The 18,842-nt window shown below is 66.9% G+C and carries 24 protein-coding genes and 1 other RNA gene; 14 read left to right on the top strand and 11 right to left on the bottom strand.

Annotated elements, in window-relative coordinates; translation table 11 throughout:
- Positions 1 to 23: 23 nt before the first annotated feature.
- Positions 24 to 1,193, bottom strand: coding sequence for an FAD-dependent oxidoreductase (locus PKA16_RS00320; RefSeq protein WP_324399234.1), 1,170 nt, complete (start codon positions 1,191 to 1,193; stop codon positions 24 to 26).
- Between the two features lie 119 nt (positions 1,194 to 1,312).
- Between PKA16_RS00320 and PKA16_RS00325 the strand changes: the two genes are divergently transcribed.
- Positions 1,313 to 2,095: a DUF3025 domain-containing protein gene (locus PKA16_RS00325; protein ID WP_324399236.1), complete on the top strand. Its 783-nt coding sequence runs from the start codon at positions 1,313 to 1,315 to the stop codon at positions 2,093 to 2,095.
- Between the two features lie 328 nt (positions 2,096 to 2,423).
- Here PKA16_RS00325 and PKA16_RS00330 read toward each other — a convergent pair whose 3' ends face one another.
- The 3 genes from PKA16_RS00330 to argE form a co-directional block, all read right to left on the bottom strand.
- Positions 2,424 to 2,630 carry a hypothetical protein gene (locus tag PKA16_RS00330; protein ID WP_324399238.1) on the bottom strand — a complete coding sequence of 69 codons (207 nt, stop codon included), beginning with the start codon at positions 2,628 to 2,630 and terminating at the stop codon, positions 2,424 to 2,426.
- Positions 2,631 to 2,870: 240 nt separating this feature from the next.
- Positions 2,871 to 3,104 carry a hypothetical protein gene (locus PKA16_RS00335; protein WP_324399240.1) on the bottom strand — a complete coding sequence of 78 codons (234 nt, stop codon included), beginning with the start codon at positions 3,102 to 3,104 and terminating at the stop codon, positions 2,871 to 2,873.
- Positions 3,105 to 3,413: 309 nt separating this feature from the next.
- The gene (gene argE, locus PKA16_RS00340) at positions 3,414 to 4,571 is read right to left on the bottom strand and encodes an acetylornithine deacetylase (protein WP_324399242.1); all 1,158 of its coding nucleotides are present in this window, start codon (positions 4,569 to 4,571) and stop codon (positions 3,414 to 3,416) included.
- A 118-nt stretch (positions 4,572 to 4,689) separates the two neighbouring features.
- Here argE and htpX point away from each other — a divergent pair, with 118 nt between their 5' ends.
- Positions 4,690 to 5,559: a protease HtpX gene (gene htpX, locus PKA16_RS00345; RefSeq protein WP_324399243.1), complete on the top strand. Its 870-nt coding sequence runs from the start codon at positions 4,690 to 4,692 to the stop codon at positions 5,557 to 5,559.
- Positions 5,560 to 6,050: 491 nt separating this feature from the next.
- Here htpX and cysK read toward each other — a convergent pair whose 3' ends face one another.
- The 3 genes from cysK to PKA16_RS00360 form a co-directional block, all read right to left on the bottom strand.
- Positions 6,051 to 6,968 carry a cysteine synthase A gene (cysK, locus tag PKA16_RS00350; protein ID WP_324399245.1) on the bottom strand — a complete coding sequence of 306 codons (918 nt, stop codon included), beginning with the start codon at positions 6,966 to 6,968 and terminating at the stop codon, positions 6,051 to 6,053.
- 466 nt (positions 6,969 to 7,434) lie between these two features.
- Positions 7,435 to 7,860, bottom strand: coding sequence for a type II toxin-antitoxin system VapC family toxin (locus tag PKA16_RS00355; protein ID WP_324399247.1), 426 nt, complete (start codon positions 7,858 to 7,860; stop codon positions 7,435 to 7,437).
- Positions 7,857 to 8,111, bottom strand: coding sequence for a type II toxin-antitoxin system Phd/YefM family antitoxin (locus tag PKA16_RS00360; RefSeq protein ID WP_324399249.1), 255 nt, complete (start codon positions 8,109 to 8,111; stop codon positions 7,857 to 7,859). The genes PKA16_RS00355 and PKA16_RS00360 overlap by 4 nt, the downstream gene beginning before the upstream one ends.
- Before the next feature lie 116 nt (positions 8,112 to 8,227).
- On the opposite strand from PKA16_RS00360, the gene rnpB reads away from it, so the two are divergent.
- An RNA gene (gene rnpB / locus PKA16_RS00365) (RNase P RNA component class A) lies at positions 8,228 to 8,554 on the top strand.
- A gap of 45 nt (positions 8,555 to 8,599) precedes the next feature.
- On the opposite strand, the gene PKA16_RS00370 is transcribed toward rnpB, so the two are convergent.
- Positions 8,600 to 8,920 carry a type II toxin-antitoxin system PemK/MazF family toxin gene (locus PKA16_RS00370; RefSeq protein WP_324399445.1) on the bottom strand — a complete coding sequence of 107 codons (321 nt, stop codon included), beginning with the start codon at positions 8,918 to 8,920 and terminating at the stop codon, positions 8,600 to 8,602.
- Positions 8,914 to 9,168: an AbrB/MazE/SpoVT family DNA-binding domain-containing protein gene (locus PKA16_RS00375; RefSeq protein ID WP_324399251.1), complete on the bottom strand. Its 255-nt coding sequence runs from the start codon at positions 9,166 to 9,168 to the stop codon at positions 8,914 to 8,916. The genes PKA16_RS00370 and PKA16_RS00375 overlap by 7 nt, the downstream gene beginning before the upstream one ends.
- A 155-nt stretch (positions 9,169 to 9,323) precedes the next feature.
- Between PKA16_RS00375 and PKA16_RS00380 the strand changes: the two genes are divergently transcribed.
- The 6 genes from PKA16_RS00380 (at position 9,324) to PKA16_RS00405 (ending at position 11,879) form a co-directional block, all read left to right on the top strand.
- On the top strand, positions 9,324 to 9,560 hold the full coding sequence (locus tag PKA16_RS00380) for a CopG family transcriptional regulator (RefSeq protein WP_324399253.1): 237 nt from the start codon (positions 9,324 to 9,326) through the stop codon (positions 9,558 to 9,560).
- The gene (locus PKA16_RS00385; protein WP_324399255.1) at positions 9,557 to 9,976 is read left to right on the top strand and encodes a PIN domain-containing protein; all 420 of its coding nucleotides are present in this window, start codon (positions 9,557 to 9,559) and stop codon (positions 9,974 to 9,976) included. Before PKA16_RS00380 ends, PKA16_RS00385 begins: the two co-directional genes overlap by 4 nt.
- 268 nt (positions 9,977 to 10,244) lie before the next feature.
- Positions 10,245 to 10,499 carry a type II toxin-antitoxin system RelE/ParE family toxin gene (locus PKA16_RS00390; protein ID WP_324399257.1) on the top strand — a complete coding sequence of 85 codons (255 nt, stop codon included), beginning with the start codon at positions 10,245 to 10,247 and terminating at the stop codon, positions 10,497 to 10,499.
- Positions 10,496 to 10,864 carry a helix-turn-helix transcriptional regulator gene (locus PKA16_RS00395; protein ID WP_324399258.1) on the top strand — a complete coding sequence of 123 codons (369 nt, stop codon included), beginning with the start codon at positions 10,496 to 10,498 and terminating at the stop codon, positions 10,862 to 10,864. Before PKA16_RS00390 ends, PKA16_RS00395 begins: the two co-directional genes overlap by 4 nt.
- 5 nt (positions 10,865 to 10,869) lie before the next feature.
- Positions 10,870 to 11,193, top strand: coding sequence for a type II toxin-antitoxin system HicB family antitoxin (locus PKA16_RS00400; protein ID WP_324399260.1), 324 nt, complete (start codon positions 10,870 to 10,872; stop codon positions 11,191 to 11,193).
- A 113-nt stretch (positions 11,194 to 11,306) separates the two neighbouring features.
- Entirely contained in the window at positions 11,307 to 11,879 is a 573-nt protein-coding gene (locus PKA16_RS00405) for a Uma2 family endonuclease (RefSeq protein ID WP_324399262.1), read from the top strand.
- A gap of 565 nt (positions 11,880 to 12,444) precedes the next feature.
- On the opposite strand, the gene PKA16_RS00410 is transcribed toward PKA16_RS00405, so the two are convergent.
- Together PKA16_RS00410 and PKA16_RS00415 are read right to left on the bottom strand one after the other, a co-directional pair.
- Positions 12,445 to 12,759: an addiction module antidote protein gene (locus PKA16_RS00410; protein ID WP_324399447.1), complete on the bottom strand. Its 315-nt coding sequence runs from the start codon at positions 12,757 to 12,759 to the stop codon at positions 12,445 to 12,447.
- Positions 12,759 to 13,049, bottom strand: a complete 291-nt coding sequence (locus PKA16_RS00415; protein ID WP_324399264.1) for a type II toxin-antitoxin system RelE/ParE family toxin — start codon at positions 13,047 to 13,049, stop codon at positions 12,759 to 12,761. Before PKA16_RS00415 ends, PKA16_RS00410 begins: the two co-directional genes overlap by 1 nt.
- A gap of 332 nt (positions 13,050 to 13,381) precedes the next feature.
- Here PKA16_RS00415 and PKA16_RS00420 point away from each other — a divergent pair, with 332 nt between their 5' ends.
- The 5 genes from PKA16_RS00420 to PKA16_RS00440 all read left to right on the top strand — a co-directional run bounded on the left by PKA16_RS00420 (position 13,382) and on the right by PKA16_RS00440 (position 18,818).
- The gene (locus tag PKA16_RS00420) at positions 13,382 to 13,954 is read left to right on the top strand and encodes a Uma2 family endonuclease (RefSeq protein ID WP_324399265.1); all 573 of its coding nucleotides are present in this window, start codon (positions 13,382 to 13,384) and stop codon (positions 13,952 to 13,954) included.
- Between the two features lie 438 nt (positions 13,955 to 14,392).
- A complete protein-coding gene (locus tag PKA16_RS00425) occupies positions 14,393 to 14,809 on the top strand; it encodes a pilin (RefSeq protein ID WP_324399267.1) in 417 nt (138 codons plus the stop codon).
- 13 nt (positions 14,810 to 14,822) lie between these two features.
- Positions 14,823 to 16,736: a hypothetical protein gene (locus tag PKA16_RS00430; protein WP_324399269.1), complete on the top strand. Its 1,914-nt coding sequence runs from the start codon at positions 14,823 to 14,825 to the stop codon at positions 16,734 to 16,736.
- A gap of 27 nt (positions 16,737 to 16,763) precedes the next feature.
- Positions 16,764 to 17,627, top strand: a complete 864-nt coding sequence (locus PKA16_RS00435) for a glycosyltransferase family 2 protein (RefSeq protein WP_324399271.1) — start codon at positions 16,764 to 16,766, stop codon at positions 17,625 to 17,627.
- A gap of 36 nt (positions 17,628 to 17,663) precedes the next feature.
- Positions 17,664 to 18,818: an ABC transporter transmembrane domain-containing protein gene (locus tag PKA16_RS00440; RefSeq protein WP_324399273.1), complete on the top strand. Its 1,155-nt coding sequence runs from the start codon at positions 17,664 to 17,666 to the stop codon at positions 18,816 to 18,818.
- Positions 18,819 to 18,842 lie beyond the last annotated feature (24 nt).

Raw genomic sequence — 18,842 nt, forward strand, 5'->3', positions numbered from 1 at the left:
TCCGGGGCCGCGACCGGCTTCGCTTACTTCGGCAGCCGCCCCTTCAAGCTGGCAGCGTCGAACGGCCCCTTCTCGGCGATCAGCGCGCGCGCATGGTCCACCTGGTCCCAGGTGTTCCACAGCAGCACGCCGTGCACCCGGCCCTGGTCCAGGTAATAGACCACGCCTTCCTCGTAGGGCTTGACCCACTGCTCCACGGTCTCCAGCCGTGCATCCAGCGTGCCCACCGCCTCGTAGCCCAGGTCGAACAGGTCCGAATAGAAATACGGCAGCTCGTCATACGGCGCGTCCTCGCCCGCCATGCAGCGGCCGGCGCGCTCGCCCATGGTGAGCGCGGCGTTCTCGTGCTCGACGCGGATGTGGCGCCCGAACGCCACCGCCGGGAACGAGGCCACGTCGCCGGCGGCATAGATGTCGGGGTCCGAGGTGCGCAGGTGCTGGTCCACGCCGATGCCGTTGTTCACCGCCAGTCCGGCCGCCTGCGCCAGCTCGACGTTGGGCGTGATGCCCAGGCCGGCCACCACCGCGTCGGCCTTCAGCGTGCTGCCGTCGGAGCACTGCAGCGCGCCGTCGATCGTCTTGCCCGTCACCGTCACGCCCGCGCGCACGTCCACACCCTTGTCGCGGTAGTAGCGGGTCACGTACTCGGCCAGATCCTTGGGGAAGGGGCGCGCGGCAATCGTCGCTTCCGGGAACAGCATCGTCACCTTGCAGCCGTTCAAGTTCAGACCGGCGGCAATTTCGCTGCCGATGAAGCCGCCGCCGATCACCACCATGTGCGCCCCCGGCTTCACCTGCGCGCGCAGCTTCTGGTAGTCGTCGAAGGTGCGCAGGTAGATGAAGTCGGACCCGAAGGCCAGGCGCCGCGGCGTGCCGCCGGTGGCGATCAGCAGCTTGCCGTAGCGCCAGACGTCGCCGGTGCTGTCGCGCACCGCGTGGGCCGCGCGGTCCAGCGCCACCGCGCGCCGGCCGAGCTGCAGCGTGACCCGTGCCTGGTCGATCGGGCGCCAGATGTCGGCTTCCTGGCCATCCTTCCACAGCGCCTTGGACAGCGGCGGGCGGTCGTACGGCGGGTGCGACTCGTCGCCCAGGAGGGCGATGCTGGCATTCGGCGCCGCCGCGCGCAGCGCCACGGCGGCGGCCGATCCGGCCATGCCGGCGCCCAGGATCAGGTGGTCGAATTGATGTTCCATGTACGGGTCTCCCGAGCCATTGTGGTTGGGGACCATGATAGGAGCGCAGGCTTTCCCCTGCACGCCGGCCCGCCGCCGACAGCGCGCCCAGTGGGGTCGCCGTGGCACGATGTCGGGCCATGGAACGCGACGTCGTCGATCCGCTGGCGCAACCGCAGTGGGCGGCGCCGTGGTTCGCGCCCTGGCGCTGCGTGGGCGAGCCGCTGTGGCGGCAGCGGGCACCCACTCCGGGCGCGGTGGCACGCGCACTCGAGGCACAGGCGCCCGCCGGCCTGCCGGTGCGTTTCGCCCCGCAGTCGGTGCTGCCGCCCGGCACGGCCTACGAGACCCATATCTTCCAGCAGCGCAGCGTGCCGACGCGCGACAACCTGCACGACGCCTTCAACGGCCTGGTCTGGCTGCGCCTGCCACGCGCCAAGGCGCGGCTGAACGCCCTGCAGGCGGCCGAGCTCGCACGCGCCGGCATCGGCGCCACGCGCGGCCCGGTGCGCGACGCCGCCACCGTCTTCGACGAGAACGCCCTGCTGCTGCACGCCCCCGACGCGCTCTGGCAGGCGCTGCGCCAGCGCCGCTGGCAAACCCTGTTCGGCCCGCTGCGGCCGCTGTGGCGCGAGGCCCGCCTGCTGGTGTTCGGCCACGCCGCGCTGGAGAAGCTGGTGGCCCCCTACAAGTCCATCACCGTCCACGCCTGGCGCGTCGCCCCCGCCTTCGAACCGGCCGGCGACCTGCGCGCGCTCGACGACTGGCTGGCGCGCGACCTCACGCCCGAGCGCCTCGCCGCCAAGCCCTTCGCCCCGCTGCCCCTGCTCGGCGTGCCCGGCTGGTGGCCGGCCAACGAAGCGCCCGGGTTTTACGAGGACGCACAGGTGTTTCGTCCGGCGCGCGGCCAAGTCAGGCCTTGAGCCGGGATCGCGCGCCGACTGGATTGCCGCGCCGCCTGTGGCTCCTCAATGGGATGGACGCTCCCACCCCGCCAACGGCCTTGGTGTGCCAAAGTGGAAGTGTCACGAACCACTTGAAGCGAGAAGGAGCGTCCACCATGAATGCTACAGCCATCGCCATCCCCGTGGGCAATGACGGCCAGGGCGTCGCGTGGGCAGTCCGCACCTGCGCCACACCTCTCACCGCGTCATCGCGTGCGGCGCCAGCCGCATGGCGATCCAGTCCGGCGTTCGACTTTCCCGCCGCCACATCCTCCCGGCACAGCGTGTGCACCTGACCATCCCCAGGTCACGCCGACCCACCGCCCTCCTGCCGCAAGGGATCGACCACCATCAGATCCCCGAACTGCTGTCCGGCTGACAAATCCTCCGACCACAGCTTGCGCGCACCGCAGCGCATGGCGGCTGCGACGATCAGGCTGTCCCAGAAACTCAGGCCCCAGCGCTGCTGCACGTCAAAGGCCGTCCCCAGCAACAGCCGGTCGTTGTCCACCACCGACCAGGCCAGGTATGGCTCACGCGCGCCGCCGACTGCGCCGGCGCCAACCCTGCCTTGCGCACCAGGTTGACGTGCAGTTCCTGCAGCACCTGGACGCTGACCGCGGCACGGCCAGGCCCGGCCCACAGCCCGCGCACGCACTCGCGCGCCCGCACGTGACGCGGATCTTCCGATACCGTGTTGGCGTAGTAGAGGATATTGGTGTCGACGAAGACTTCAACGCTCACATGAAGCCCCTCAACGCTCGTGGGCCTGCCGCCGGTCGAGCATGCTGGCGTCGGGCACGCGAACCGGGTCGTCCATGGCCCGCAGCGCGCGCCGGCGCGCCGGCTCGAAGCCGTCCAGTTCCTCCACTGCGCGCGCCACCAGTTCCCCGACCCAGGCCGACACCGAGGTGTTGCGCTCCACCGCCAGATGCCGGACCCGGCGCAGGGTCTGCTCGCTCAGGCGCAAGGTGATGTTGGCACTCATGACATGACACTCCATCCAGGTATGCGCACATTTTAAGTGCTGCACATCATGAGTGCAATCGGACTGCAGCCCTCCCGGAGCCCTTCATGGCAAGGAAACCGGGTAGCTATCCAGATGGCGCCGCCGCGTCATCGCGAGCGGCGCAGCCGCGTGGCGATCCAGGAGAGAGGTGGCCCAGTGCGGCGGCGTCCTTGCACATTGCTGGCGTTGGCGACGCGGCAATCGTCGGGACTGGATTGCCGCGTCGGCTGCGCCTCCTCGCAATGACGACCAGGGCGCGGTGTCCACGGCCCGCCCACAGCCCTCACGTCACCCCAGCGACTCCGCCACCCGCCGCAGGAAGCGATCGCACTGCGCCAGCTGCTCCACCTCCACGTATTCATCCACCTTGTGCGCCTGCTCGATCGAGCCCGGCCCGCACAGCACGGCGGGGATGCCGGCGTTCTGGAACAGCCCGGCCTCGGTGCCGTAGGCCACCTTGCGCACCGTGCGGTCCGCCGTCAGCGCGCGCACCAGTTCGGTGATCGCCGCCTGCTCCTCGGCGTCCAGCCCGGGCGCCGAGGCGGCGCGCTCGATCTCCACGCGCGCGCCGTCGAACTCGCGCCGCATGCGCGGCAGCAGCTCCTCGTCCACGTAGCGCTGCACCTCGGCCTGGATCGCGTCGCGCGACTGCGCCGGCAGGTTGCGGAACTCGTAGCTCAACCGGCACGACTCCGGGATGGTGTTGACCGCGATGCCGCCCGAGATCAGATTCGTGGTGATGGTGCTGTGCGGCACGTCGTAGGCGGCGTCGAACGGGCCCTGGCCGCGCCAGCGATCCGCGAGATCGCGAATGTGGCAGATCAGCCGCGCCGCGTGCTCGATCGCATTGCAGCCCTGCGGCGTCAGCGACGAATGCGCCGCCTTGCCGTGCAGGCGGCAGTGGTAGAGGTGGATGCCCTTGTGCGCCACCACCGGCCGCATCGAGGTCGGCTCGCCCACGATGCAGCCGTCGGCGCGGATGCCGCGCGCCTTCAGCTCGGCCAGCAGCACCGGCGCGCCGATGCAGCCGACCTCCTCGTCGTACGACAGCGCCAGATGCAACGGCCGCGCGCGCGGCAGCGCCAGCGCCTCGGGCAGCAGCGCCAGGCTGCTCGCGATGAAGCCCTTCATGTCGCAGGCGCCGCGCCCATAGAGCCGGCCGTCGCCCTTGTCGGTGAGCACGAACGGGTCGCTCGCCCAGTCCTGGCCATCGACCGGCACCACGTCGGTGTGGCCCGACAGCACGATGCCGCCCTGTGTCTGGCCGTCCTGCGCCGGCACGGTGCAGAACAGGTTCGCCTTGCTGCCGTCGGCATTCGTCGCCAGCCAGGGCGCCAGGCCCAGGCCGCGCAGCGCGTCGCGCACCAGCTCGATCAGGCCGAGGTTGCTGTTGCGGCTGGTGGTGTCGATGGCGACCAGGCGCTCCAGCCAGGCAAGGGTGTTCATGCTGTGCTCCATCCGGCTTGGCCGCGGGAACCCCGGGCCTTGAACCCGCTCCAATGGCCCTCATCTGGGTCGCGGTTTCCGGGAGAATACCCGGCCGCGCTTCTTTTCAAGGGACTTCATGCAACGCATCCTGCTTTTCGTGCTCACCAACATCGCCGTCATGGTGGTGGTGGGCATCGTCACCAGCCTGCTGGGGGTCGGCCGCTACACCGGCACCAACACGCTGGACCTGATGATCTTCGCCCTGGTGATCGGTTTTTCGGGCTCCATCATCTCGCTGCTGATGAGCAAGCCGATGGCCAAGATGAGCATGCGCGTGCAGGTCATCGACCAGCCGCGCAGCGCCGACGAGGCCTGGATCGTCGACACCGTGCGCCGCTTCGCCGAGCAGGCCGGCATCGGCATGCCCGAGGTCGGCATCTACGAGGGCGAGCCCAACGCCTTCGCCACCGGCGCCTTCAGGAACTCGGCCCTGGTCGCCGTCTCCACGGGCCTCTTGCGCGGCATGACGCGCGAAGAGGTCGAGGCCGTGATCGGCCACGAGGTCAGCCACGTCGCCAACGGCGACATGGTCACCATGGCGCTGATCCAGGGCGTGATGAACACCTTCGTCGTCTTCGCCAGCCGCGTCATCGGCTCGCTGGTCGACGGCTTCCTGCGCCGCGACAGCGAGAGCAGCGGACCCGGCATCGGCTACTTCGTCACGACCATCGTGCTCGACCTGCTGTTCGGCTTCCTCGCCGGGATCATCGTCGCCTGGTTCTCGCGCCAGCGCGAGTTCCGCGCCGACGCCGGTGCCGCGCGCCTGATGGGCCAGCCCAACTCCATGATCAAGGCCCTGGCGCGCCTGGGCGGCATGCACGCCGAGGGCGCCGACATGCCCAGGAACCTGGCCGCCATGGGCATTGCCGGCGGCATCGGCAAGCTGTTCTCCACGCATCCGCCGATGGCGGAGCGCATCGCCGCGCTGCGCGCGCTGCAGGGCTGACCCGGGTTCTCTTGCTCACACCAATGGAAAGGGCGCCATCGGCGCCCTTTTCGTCCCCCTGTGCGGTTTTCCTTTTGGTTTCTCAGACGCTACGCGCGACCTGCAGCGCATCAGACGACACCACTCCAACGGCCGCGGAGCAGACCATCCCAGCGGCAGCCGTGGCCGGGGTCCCGCTGGCCACAGGCTGCGCCCCGACCCAATGCCCCCACCCTGCGCTGCCCCCCGCAGGGGGCCTTCGCACCTTCGGACGGCCGGACGGCGCTCAGGGGGAGGCACAACATCGCGCAGCGAGTGGAGCCACGGCGGGCATTTCAGTTGTTCATAGGGCTGCGCGCCACCCGCAGCCGATGAGACAGCACAGCTCCGATGGCCGCGGAGCAGGCCATGCGGGGCAGCCGTGGCCGGGGTCCCCCTGGCCACAGGCTGCGCCCCCTTGAGGGGGGAGGCGCAACATCGCGCAGCGAGTGGAGCCACGGGGGTGTTCCATTTCAAGCCGGCAGATAGCCCTCCACCGACAGGTAGCGCTCGCCCGTGTCGTAGTTGAAGCCCAGCACGCGGGCGCCCTTGGGCAGATCCGGCAGCTTGCCGGCGATCGCCGCCAGCGTGGCGCCGCTGCTGATGCCCACCAGCAGGCCCTCCTCGCGCGCGCTGCGCGCGCCCCAGGTGCGGGCATCCTCGTCCTCGATGGTGATCACACCGTCCAGCGCCTGCGTGTCCAGAATCTTCGGGATGAAGCCCGTGCCCAGGCCCTGGATGCCGTGCGGCCCCGGCTTGCCGCCGCTGATCACCGGTGACTTGGCCGGCTCCACCGCATAGACCTTCAGCTGCGGCCACCTGGGCTTGAGCACCTGGGCACAGGCCGTGATGTGGCCGCCCGTGCCGACGCCGGTAATGATCGCGTCCAGCCCTTCGGGGAAGTCGGCCAGGATCTCCTGCGCCGTGGTGCGCGCGTGCGCGTCGACGTTGGCCGGGTTGTCGAACTGGTTCAGCAGCACCGCGCCCGGCGTCTGCGCCGCCAGCTCCTTGGCGCGCTCGACGGCGCCGCCCGTGCCCTTCTCCTTCGGCGTCAGCTCGAACTTCGCGCCGTAGGCCAGCATCAGGCGGCGGCGTTCGACGCTCATGCTCTCGGGCATCACCAGGATGATCTGGTAGCCCTTGACGGCCGCCACCAGCGCCAGGCCGATGCCGGTGTTGCCGCTGGTCGGCTCGACGATGATGCCGCCGGGCTTCAGGCGTCCAGCGCGCTCGGCATCCTCCACCATCCCCAGCGCGATGCGGTCCTTCAGCGAGCCACCCGGGTTGGCACGCTCGCATTTGACCCACACCTGCGCGTCCGGCCCGAACAGACGGTTGATGCGCACCGCGGGCGTGCGGCCGATGGTCTGGAGGATGTTGTCGAATCTCATGACTGGCTTTCGAATTGAACTGAAACCAGCATTCTTCTCCGGCGCCGCGCGCGTGTCACCCATATGGATATGCCTGGCGGCGATAACGGAGGGGCGAGCTTCGACCAGCCAGTCTCGAATCAGGTCAACCAGGGCGACGCTGAACAAGTTCCCGTGATGCGGCGCGCCCTGCCTGGGGATGGGATGCAAGGCTGAGTGCCGCGGCTCCAGCGCTGCCTGCGCAGCGCTGGACGGGACGAAGAGGGCCCGACTCAGGCGGGCCCGCGCCCTGCAAGGGCGAAGCGCAGCAATAGCCGTAGCTCGCGAGCATTTGCAACGTCGCAGACCGCCGCAGGCAGGGATGCGCAGCGCGCGAAGAACTTGTTCAGCGTTGCCCTATGATCCGCGCCGCCGGCAAGGGAGCGCTGCCGCTCCAACCCGTGTCTTTCGGCTCGTGCCGGCACCAAGCCCGCCCCGAGCCCGAACCTCATTCACCCGCCCACGGGTTGCAGACGGGCACTCCCATCGGCTCGAAGTCGGTCACGTTGCGCGTGGCCACCGTCATGCCGTGCACCAGGGCGGTCGCGGCAATCAGCGCATCGCGCTCGCTGCGCGGATCGGGCACGTGCAGGCGTGCACAACACCGCGCAACGGCCGTATCCACCGGCAGGCTGCGCTCGGCAAACTCCGGTAGCACCGCTTGCTCCAGCCACTGCCGCAGCACCGCACCCTGGGCCGCATCGCGGCGCTCGATCTGCAAGACACCCAGTTCGAGCTCCAGCAAGGTGATCACGGACACGAAAAGATCGTCTGCGTCCAGGCTGGCCGCCCACCTCAGCACCCGCGGGTCGGCCCGGCCCAGCCGCGCCTTGCGCAACTCCGACACCACATTGGTGTCGAGCACGATCCTCACGACAAATCCGCCGGCTGCAAGCCGATGACCGCGCGCGGCGGCTCGAACTCAACCGCCACCGAGCCCGGCATGGCCAGTGCGTCAACGATGTTGCGCCGTCCGCCCGCCAAGCGCCGGTAGGCCTCGATGCTCAGCAGCACGTGGGCCGGCCGGCCTCGGTCAGTAATGATCACGGGGCCGTCCCGGGCCGCCCGCTTGGCGCGGCTCAGATCCTGGTTCAGCTCCCGACTGGAAAGAGTGGTGGTGCGCATCGCGATGCCTCTGGCAGAATCATGATGTAGTTATGTTACTACATTGCGCGCCGGATTCCCATCGGCTGTCTCGAGCCGGTGCAACGTTCCGGCCCCTCTGCGATAATTGACAGCGTGAAGCTCACCAGACCGCCGCTGGCGCAAGTCCCGAAAGGGCGCGCTGGAGGAACGTCCGGACTGCACAGGGCAGCGCAGCAGGCAACACCTGTCCACCGTGAGGTGAGGATCAGAGCAACAGAGACGAGTCGTGCGGGCCCGCCCGCGCGGGTGAAACGGGCAATCTCTGCGCGCAGCAACACCAAGTAGGCCAGCGTCGATGCGGCCCGCGGAGCTGGCGGGTAGGTGGCACCGAGCCGGGCGGGCGACCCCCGGCCCAGATGAATGGCGGTCACGCCCCGGTTCGCCGGGGTGCACAGAATCCGGCGTATCGGTGGGCTTCACACTTCTTTGGCGCGATAGCGGCCGGCCAGTGGCAGCGCCTGCATCTATCAGTCGGCAAACATCTGCTGCAGCGTCTGCGGCACAGCGGCCAGGGTCCGGTGCGGCACAGTGCCGGCCCGCTTGACGAGCCGCGTCTTGTCCACCGTGCGCAGCTGATCCAGCACGATCAGGCCCTTCTTGCCGGCGTGCGACACCGGCACCCGAAACGGGGCCGCAAAGCCGCGCGACGTCATCGGCGCGACGATGACCGTGCGCAGGTGATCATTCAGTTCCGGTGGCGACACCAGTACGCAGAGCGTCGCCCTGCGGATCTCGCTGCCAACCGTCGGATCCAGGTTGACGAGCCAGATATCGCCGCGCTTCACCAGTCCAGCTCCGCGTCGTCCGCGTTGCCGAACTCGCCCATCAGCAACGCGTCGCCGCCATGGGCCGCCACGGCAGCAGCCGCCTCGGACCACCCGTGCCGCGGTTCCCGCACCGGTTTGCTCAGGATGATCGAATCGCCCTGCACGCGCACGTTGGCCGTCGCTTCGCCGTCGAGCCCCGCCTGAACCAGCAACGCCTTGGGCAGCAGCACCCCTTTGCTGTTGCCGATGTTTCTGATGATGATTCGCATGACGGACTCCATGATGTTGCAACATAGTTACAACTTTCAGACTGCAGCAAACCAAGCGAGCGGGCGCCGTGTACACCAACACGCGCCGGCGCACCTCTCGCTCATAAGCATGGTTGGTGTTAGCATGTTGATGTGATTGCGCATCAAACCACCCCATGAACCGTCTCACCATCACCCTCAGTGCGGAGCGCTACCGCGCACTCAAGCAGGCGGCGGCGCAGCGCGGCACGACCATGGGCCAGTTGATCGACGACAGCCTGGAGTTCTACGGCATCAAGTCGCACGACGCTGCCCTGGAGCTGGTGCGGCGCGCACGCGCACACAGCAACCTGACCGAACCCGAGGCCATCGAGCTGGCCGTGCAGGAAACCCGCGCCGCCCGCCGTTCATGAGCCGGGTCGCGGTCGTCGACACCAACGTGGTTGCCGCGGGCCTGATGACGGCGCGGTCCGACGCGCCGACGGCCCGAATACTGGACGGCATGCTGAAAGCCCGGTTTCCGTTCGCCCTGTCCACCGCCCTGCTGGCCGAGTACCGGGGCGTACTGAACCGCCCCGCCCTGCGCCGCCGACATGGCCTCGACACGGACGAGCTCGATTCGCTGCTGCTGGCCCTGGCTCGACACGCCATCGTGCTGACGCCCACGACAGGGCCCCGGGCCCCCGACTCCGGGGACCAGCATCTGTGGGATTTGCTGGCCAGCCATCCCGGCCTGGTCCTGGTGACCGGCGACCACCTGCTGTTGGCCGCCAAGACGGCGCCGGCGCCCGTGGTCGGCGTGGCGGCGTTCGCGGGCCGCCTCGCCTGAGCGCGAAGTAGGCAGCAGGCCGGGCGGGCGCCCCCCGGCCCGGATGAATGGCGGTCACGCCCCGGTCCGCCGGGGCGCACAGAATCCGGCGTATCGGTGGGCTTCACACTTCTTCGATGAGTGGTCTCGAAAGCCGTCGGCACGGCTCAGCTTCCGAACTGCAACGCTTGGGCGGTAACGCCGCGTGTCGGCGCACACGATAGCCCACGCCCCTCACACACAATCCGGATTGTTTGCTTTTTTGGTTGCGTTTAGCTAACATGACGCAATGCACTCGGTCGAGTACACGAAGCATGCGCTGCGTGCCCTGATTGCCATGCCGGCCAACACGAGGGCGCTGATCAAGTCGAAGATCGAAGCCCTGGCTGCAGATCCAGTCAACGCTCGCAACGTGAAAAAGCTGGTGGGTCGCCCAGGCTATCGGCTTCGGGTGGGTGACTGGCGAGTCATTTATGCGGTCGATACTGGACAACTTGTGGTGCTCGCCCTGGACATCGGCGCACGTGGAGGTATCTATAAATGAACAAGGTACAGGTCATTCACAAGAACGGCAAACCCGCGTTCTACGTCGTTCCCGTCGAGCTCTGGAGCAAGGTGCGCGGCGTCATCGAAGACGCGGCCGATGCGGCAGCGTTCGATCGCGCGATCGCCGCCGATGAGGGCACGCGCTACCCGGCCGCCGTGGCCCATGCCATTGCAGACGGCACGCAGCCGCTCAAGGCCTGGCGTACCCATCGCGGCCTCACCCTGCAGGCGCTGGCGGACGCGGCCGGGCTGAGCAAGCCTTACGTCAGCCAACTCGAAAGCGGCAAGCGCAGTGGGCCCGCAGCCACGTTGAAAAGACTGGCGCGGGCACTCGACGTGCCCGTGGATGCGCTCACGCCATGAGCAAGATGCACTACAAGGGCTACACCGCCCATATCCAGTACGACGACCGGGACGGCATTCTTGTCGGCCGCATCCTCGGCATCGCGGACATCGTGGGCTTTCACGCCGACTCCGTGGCTGCGCTGCACCAGGCTTTTCATGCGGCCGTGGACGACTACCTGGAAAGCTGCCGCAAGCTCGGCAAGACGCCGCAAAGCAGCGCCAGCGGCCGGCTCATGCTGCGCGTGGCACCCGAAGTCCACCGCGCCGCGCTGATCGCGGCGCAGGCCGAAGGCACGAGCCTCAACCAGTGGGCGGAACGCGTGCTGGGCGAAGCCGCGCACGTGTGATCCGCCAGCCAGCAGGCGTAGCGCCACGGCCATTCCGGGGCGCCGCCCACCGGCGTGTTTCAGGCACAATGGCCTGTAGCCATCCCGCCGCGCGCATGCCCCCGGAGGCCGACATGTCCCTCGCTGCCGAGCAAGCCACTTTCGACGCCCCCGCCTACCTGACCTGGGAGGCCGAGCAGCCCGCCAAGCACGAATACCTGGATGGCGAAGTCTTCGCCATGGCTGGTGCCAGCGCCGCGCACGTGACGATCACCGGCAACATGTTCGTGGCCCTGCGCAACCACCTGCGCGGCAGCCCCTGCAGCGTCTTCATCTCCGACATGAAGCTGCAAGTGGCGGCCGACAACGCCTTCTTCTACCCCGACGTCTTCGTCACCTGCGCGCCGTCCGACAAGGCCCAGGATCAGTACAAGAGCAGCGCCACCCTGGTGGTCGAAGTGCTCTCGCCCACCACCAGCGCCTACGACCGCGGCGCCAAGTTCGCCGCCTACCGCAAACTGGCTGACCTGCGTGAATACCTGCTGATCGACCCCGAACGCTTCAGCGTCGACCTGTTCCGCCGCGACGACCAGGGGCGCTGGGTGCTCTACCCTTATGAAGCGCAGCAGACCGTGGAGTTGGCCAGCGTCGGCCTGTCGCTGCCCATGACGGCACTTTACGAGGACGCCGAACCCGGCGGCACCTGATGCCGAGGCTCCAACGCGGCGCAGCCGACGGCCGCGTGGCGTTCAGGAAGCCGGCATCACCCGCACCGCCGCCTCCAGGCCCCGCGCCGTCATCGCGAGCGGCGCAGCCGCGTGGCGATCCAGTCCGACGCCTGACCCGCAGCCGCCGCATCCTCCCGGCACAGCCCGTCCACTCGTTCGACCCAGGTGACGCATCGAGCCGCAGCACTGGATTGCCGCGTCGCCTGCGACGCAATGACGGGTCGAGACGCCGTGCCGGCCCCCCTCCGCGGCAGCAAGGCCAACCGATGCGCCGTTGACTGCACCCCACTACTACAACACCACCAGGCGCCGCGGCATGGCCCCGGGCACCACGCTCAAGGGGATGCGCTGGTCGAAGCTGACCAGCTGTTCGCCACGGTGCATGGCCAGGAGATGAATGGCGGTCACGGTCGGCGCCCATCGTCGATTGGCCTCCGGCAAACGCACGCCTGAGTGCGGCCTTGGCCGCGTCGGAGCATCCGCTGCCGGGGGCTGGTCTGCGCGGCCTCGCGCGGCCCTCGGGCGTGACCCCAGCTCTGGCTGCCTATGCCTGTGAGGCCTCCGACCCTCCATGCGCCGGCCTGAACGTCAACTCCAGGCCGAGCGCGCGCGCCACCTTCACCATCGTCGATAGACTGGGATTGCCCTTGCCGGACAGCGCCTTGTCCAGACCCTGTCGACTCATGCCGACATCGCGCGCCAACTGGCTCAGATTGCGAGCCCGTGCCACATCGCCAAGGGCCGCGGCGATCAGAGCCGGGTCACCGTCCTCCATTACGGCATCAAGGTAGGCCGCGATGTCGGCCTCGGTCTTGAGGTAGTCGACCGTGTCGTAGCGACTGAACTTCACTTTCGTCATCATGGCCCTTCCCATTGCGCCGCGATCGCCTTGGCCAAGGCGATATCCCCGCCCTGGCTGCTCTTGTCGCCGCCACACAGCAGCACGACCACAACCGACCCACGCCGCATGAAATACACGCGATAGCCCGGTCCATGGTCAATTCGCATCTCGGAGACGCCCTCGCCCACTGGCTTGACGTCGCCAAAATGGCCCAGGCTCAAACGCCGAAGACGGACTTCGATGCGAGCCCGCGCCTGCCGATCGCGCAGCTTGTCCAGCCAAAAGATCGAAACGATCGCTCCTGACAAGCTCGAATATGTGTCAATTATAGTTGACATCGTTTGAAGTTGGGAAGGATGGACGGCGCAGCGCAAGAGATTGGACAAGGTGGGCACCGAGCCGGGTGGGCGCCCCCCGGCCCAGATGAATGGCGGTCACGCCCCGGTCCGCCGGGGTGCACAGAATCCGGCGTATCGGTGGGCTTCACACTCTTTTTCAGCCTGCGTTTGAACACCGTTCGACGCTGGCTCCGCTCATGTGCCGCGCGCACGGTCGGCGCCGCCACTCCATGCCGTCCGCACCCGTTTCGGGCAAAATGCCTTGCAGCCATCCCGCCGCGCGCACGCCCCCGGAGGCCGACATGTCCTTTGCTGCCGAACAAGCCCCTTTCGACGCCGCCGCCTACCTGGCCTGGGAGGCCGGGCAGCCGGACAAGCACGAATACCTGGATGGCGAGGTCTTCGCCATGGCCGGCGCCAGCGACGCACACGTGACGATCGCCGGCAACGTGTTCATCGCCCTGCGCAACCACCTGCGCGGCGGTCCCTGCAGCGTCTTCATCTCCGATATGAAACTGCAGGTCGCCGCCGACAACGCCTTCTTCTACCCCGACGTCTTCGTCACCTGCGCGTCGGCCGACAAGGCCCAGGCCGAATACAAGAGCCGCGCCAGCCTGGTGATCGAGGTGCTGTCGCCCAGCACCAGCGCCTATGACCGCGGCGCCAAGTTCGCCAGCTATCGCAAGCTGCCCGAGCTGCGCGAATACGTGCTGATCGACCCCGAGCGCGTCAGCGTCGACCTGTTCCGGCGCGACGAGCAGGGGCACTGGGTGCTCTACCCGTATGAGGCGGGGCAGACCGTGGAGCTGGCCAGCGTGGGCCTCGCGCTGCCCGTTGCTGCCATTTACGAGGACGCGGAGCCGGCGCGCGCCTGACGGCGCCAGGGTTCGGGCGCGGCCGGGTGACGGACCGTGAAGCGGGCTGGGGGCAGGTGTCGAGAGCGTGCCCAGGGAATCGGGACCGCCGGACCGAGTTTTCATGCCTCGGGCGGCGCCTGCGGCATCGGGCGCGTCGGTGGGCGTCACACTCTTCCCGCCCCAGGAACGCCGCGAACGACCAGAACCTGTCGAAAATTGACCGACAGGGTCGGTCGCCTGACACATTTGGTCACTGCGGGTGACGCTGCGCGTCGACAGGAATTGTCACTTTCGGGGGTCGGCACGGGCCAAAACGTGATCCAGTGCACGAATTTGGGCCTCCGGCGGCCTGGAGCGGGTTGGCACGGTGTCTGCATCCCTACAGGGCGTGCGGCGACGCACTTCAGCAAGTGTCTCCAAAGGTTCAATCCCCCTCTTTTCTTGAAGGAAATGGAAATGAAAAAGATTCAGCAGGGCTTCACCCTGATCGAGTTGATGATCGTGGTGGCCATCATCGGTATCCTGGCCGCCATCGCGCTGCCGGCATATCAGGATTACATGATTCGCGCACGCGTATCTGAAGTGATGCTGGCCGCCTCGGCTGCACGCACAGCCGTCGCGGAAGTTGCGGCAGATCGGAACGAGCTGCCTACTTCCTATACAGTCCAGACGCAAAAGTCTGATTTTGTGGCGAGCGTCGGGTACGCAAGTGGCGTGATCACTGCAACTGCCGCTTCGAATTCCAAGCTGGGTGAGGCGGCGAATAAGACCATTACATTGTCAGGCACCTACAGCACGACCACCGGTCAAGTGACGTGGGTGTGTGGCGGGGACATTCCAGTCAAGTACCGCCCGGCTTCGTGCCGAAGCTAAGCCCGTCGGATCCGTGAATTACACGGTTAATCAGCCCGCCCGCAAGGGCGGGCTTTTTCTATTGGATCTGGCTGCGGTCTCGCTGCTGGTCGCCTGCGTGTGGCTGCTATTTCGGCCCGCACTACCCGGTATCGTGCAGTTTGATGATCGCTCCAACCTATCTGGGCTGGCGACGATCGGTGACATGGATTCGGCCCGACGCTGGATCGGCGAGGGGATTGCCGGGCCCCTCGGACGTCCCCTGGCATTGGCGAGCTTCGCGCTGCAGTTCTACCAATGGCCAGATCCAGCACCCTTTCTCAGGTGGAATATCGCGCTGCACCAGATCAACGCACTACTCGTCCTGTGGCTCGCAGTGCTAGCGTCGGGGCGATTGGGATACGTCCGCACGCGACAGGTGTCGGTGGGCTTTCTTGGTGCCCTCACATGGGCAGCACTCCCGCTGCTCAACACCTCGGTGCTGTTCATCGTGCAGCGCATGACGCTGTTGTCGACCACGTTCATGCTGGCCGGGCTGATCGCGTTTCTCAAACTGCGCGGCCCAGCGGCCGCACCCTGGTGGCGCCAAGCACTCGCCACGGGAGCATTGGCCACGTTTGGCGTCCTGGCGGCACTCGCCAAGGAAAGTGGCGCCCTGATCGTCGTCTATGGCCTGCTGCTCGAGTTGCTCGTATGGCGCCAAAGCGAGCGCCTCAAACCGACGCCTGCAGCCCTGGCCCTTGCGTTTGCCAGCGCGCTGCTGCTGACGGCGCTGCTGCGTTACGCAGCCTGGGGCGAATGCACCGTGCTGCAACGTGGTTTTGACGTATGGGAGCGGCTGGGCAGCCAAGGCTATCTGTTGTTGCTCTACCTCAAGGGTTTGTTTCTGCCGGTCGGGCACGAATTGAATCCCTTCCGATTGCAGCACATGTTGTCAGGCTCGGAGGGCACGCGCTGGAGTGGGGTAGTCCTGTGGTTTTCCCTGATGCTTGCGCCCCCGGCACTCTGGCTGCGCGGCTGGCGACTGGTGGCGCTGGCGTTGGCCTGGTTCTGCTGGGGCCATATCATGGAATCGGGCTGGGTCGCGCTGGAGCCGTATTTTGCGCATCGCAACTATCTGCCTGCGATCGGACCGGTGTTTGCCTTGACAGCCTGGGTATTTGCCCGATCCTCGGCAACGATAGCCTGGCGCGGGGCTTTCGTGGCCTATGTTCTGGTTCTTGCAACCGTGAGCTGGATGAATACCTCGCTCTGGGGCAACAGATTGCTGGCCGGTGAAATCTGGGCTTCCCAAGAGCCCCGGAACACCCGCGCGGCGCTGAATCTGGCATACGAGCTTGAGAGGTCACAAGGACTACCCGCCGCCCAGCATTATCTGGACGGCTTTGTGAAGCAAGGCCGAGACAGCCCTGGCCTACGGTTGCAGGGTTTGGTCAGCGCCTGCGTCATGAACCCGAGTGCCGATCACTCGGCGCTGGTGGCTGACACCGTACACGCAATTGCCACGCTGCCCTACGAAGGTTGGGCGACGGATCAGGTCGAAAAGCTGCTCGACGTGACGAGAAAAACCGACTGCCAGGGGGTCTCGGTCGATCAGGTCGCGCTTATCGCGTCTGCCTTTCTCGCTCAGCCCGCGTATCAGTGCAACGCGGCTGCCGTCCACAACATGCTGTCGGTGCTAGGTTTTGCTGCTCTGGGACAAGGACAAACCGGCGAAGCGCTGGACTTCTTCGGGCAGGCGCTGGGAAAATCGGTGTCCTATGGCATCGCCGGACTGTATCTCGACCTGGCGCAAAATCAGGGTGATCTCGAATCGATCAGAAGGCTGCAAGCGCTCGTCACAACGTCTGCAACTCCGCGTGGCGCCACGCCAGCGGAATGGCAAGCATTGCGTGACCGCGTTGCCGCCGCCCTCCCGCCATCACACTCCCTCGTACCAGTCGATTAGCAATCGCTTGTCTGGCCTGATCTGCGCATGAGCACGAACCTGGATTTCTTCGTCGTCCTGCCCGCCAAGAACGAAGCCGCAGCCATCGGCACCACCGTGCGAGCCATCGCGCAGGCCCATCCGGGAGCGGAGATCGTCGTCGTCAACGACGGCTCCACCGACGATACCGCCGCGGTGGCCGAAGCTGCCGGCGCGCGCATCGTGCACCACCCCTACAGCAAGGGCAACGGCGCCGCCATCAAGACCGGCGCGCGCGCCGCGACCGGCGAAATCATCGTCTTCATGGACGCCGACGGCCAGCACGACGCGGCCGATATCGCCCGCCTCCTGGACAGGCTGCGCGAGGGCCACGACATGGTCGTCGGTGCGCGGCAGAAGGGCTCGCAAGCCAGCCTCGGACGTGGCCTGGCCAACCGCTTCTACAACCGACTCGCCAGCTGGATGACGGGGCACAAGGTCGAGGACCTAACCAGCGGTTTCCGCGCCGTGCGGGCAGACAGGTTCCGCGAATTCCTCTACCTGCTGCCCAACGGGTTCTCGTACCCCACCACCAGCACCATGGCGTTCTTCCGCGCCGGCTACTCGGTCGCCTACGTGCCGATCCATGCGGCGCGCCGCATTGGCAAGAGCCACATCCACCTGCTCAAGGACGGCACCCGCTTTTTGCTGATCATCTTCAAGATCGGCACCCTGTTCTCGCCGCTCAAGATCTTCGCTCCGGTTGCACTCACCATGTTCCTGCTCGCCTCCGGCTGGTATGGCTGGACCTTCTGGCATCAGGGCCGCTTCACCAACATGAGCGCCTTGCTCTACAGCGGCAGTGTGGTGGTGTTCCTGATGGGATTGATCTCTGAACAGATCACGGCGCTGATGTACAAGGACAGGAGCTGACCCGGTGCACGGCCACGCGAACCGATTGCCCTGCAGATGACTGCCGACCTCAGGAAGCTCTGGGTCATCCTCACGCCATCCGCGCGGCGCAGGTCGCTCGTCATGCTCGTGCTGGTGATCCTGATGGTGCTGGCCGAAACTGCCGGCGTGCTGTCCATCATGCCGTTTCTTTCGGAGCTGGCGCGCCCGGACATCATCCAGGAAAACGCCCTGATGCAGTCTGCCTACACCCGACTTGGGTTTACCGACCCACGTGCGTTCATCTTTGCGCTGGGCCTGACTTCCATCGTGGTGGTGGGTTCCTCGGCCTTCAAGACCATCACGTTGCACCTGGTCAACCGCTTCACCTTCCTGCTGCGTCACAGCATCAGTGCGCGTCTACTGTCACATTACCTGCACCAGCCGTACGCCTTCTTCCTGCAACACAACCCCAACGAACTCAGCAGCAGCGTCTTGTCTGAAATCGACCAGCTGCACAATGGCCTGATCAAGCCCGTCTCCCAGCTCATCGCCCAGGGCGCTGTCGCCTTGGCCATGATGTTGCTGCTGCTAGCCTACAACCCCTTCATCGCGCTCAGCGCCGCACTCGTCATCGCTGCCCTTTATGGTGCCATCTACCTGTTGGTGCGCACGCGCCTCGGCCAAACCGGCCAGGCGCGGCAGGACGCCAACCAGGCTCGCTTCAAGGCCTGCAACGAAGCCCTGGGCGGCATCAAGGATGTGCAGATCACCCACAGCGCTCACGCCTATCTGGGCAGCTTTCAGCAAGCCTCACGCGAATATTCGCGCCACCAAGCCAATGCGGAAACGCTAAGCCAGTCGCCGCTGTACATGGTCGAGATAGTTGGCTACACCGGCCTGATCGTGCTGGCGCTGGTGTTGCTGGCGCAAAGCGGCGACATCGCGCACGTGCTACCGGCGCTGGGCCTGTGCGGCTTTGCCGCCTACCGCATGCTGCCCTCGGTGCAGATCATGTACCGCGGCTTTGCGCAGCTCAAATTCTCTTCGGCCGCGCTGGATGCCGTCCATGCAGCGCTCACGCTGCTAGGTGCGAAAGGAGAAGACGCACCAGTCGAGGGGAATACACTGGGGTCGCAGCACGCACTTCGCGTGCAGTGCCTGCGCATGCCTGTACCCGCGCATGCGGTCACGGGCAGGTACGAATTGATGCGGCGGATTATCGCAGCGTAAAGCAATGACGGGGCGCCGACAGCC

This window comes from Ottowia sp., from assembly GCF_035325765.1.
Classification (GTDB): Bacteria; Pseudomonadota; Gammaproteobacteria; order Burkholderiales; family Burkholderiaceae_C; genus Ottowia.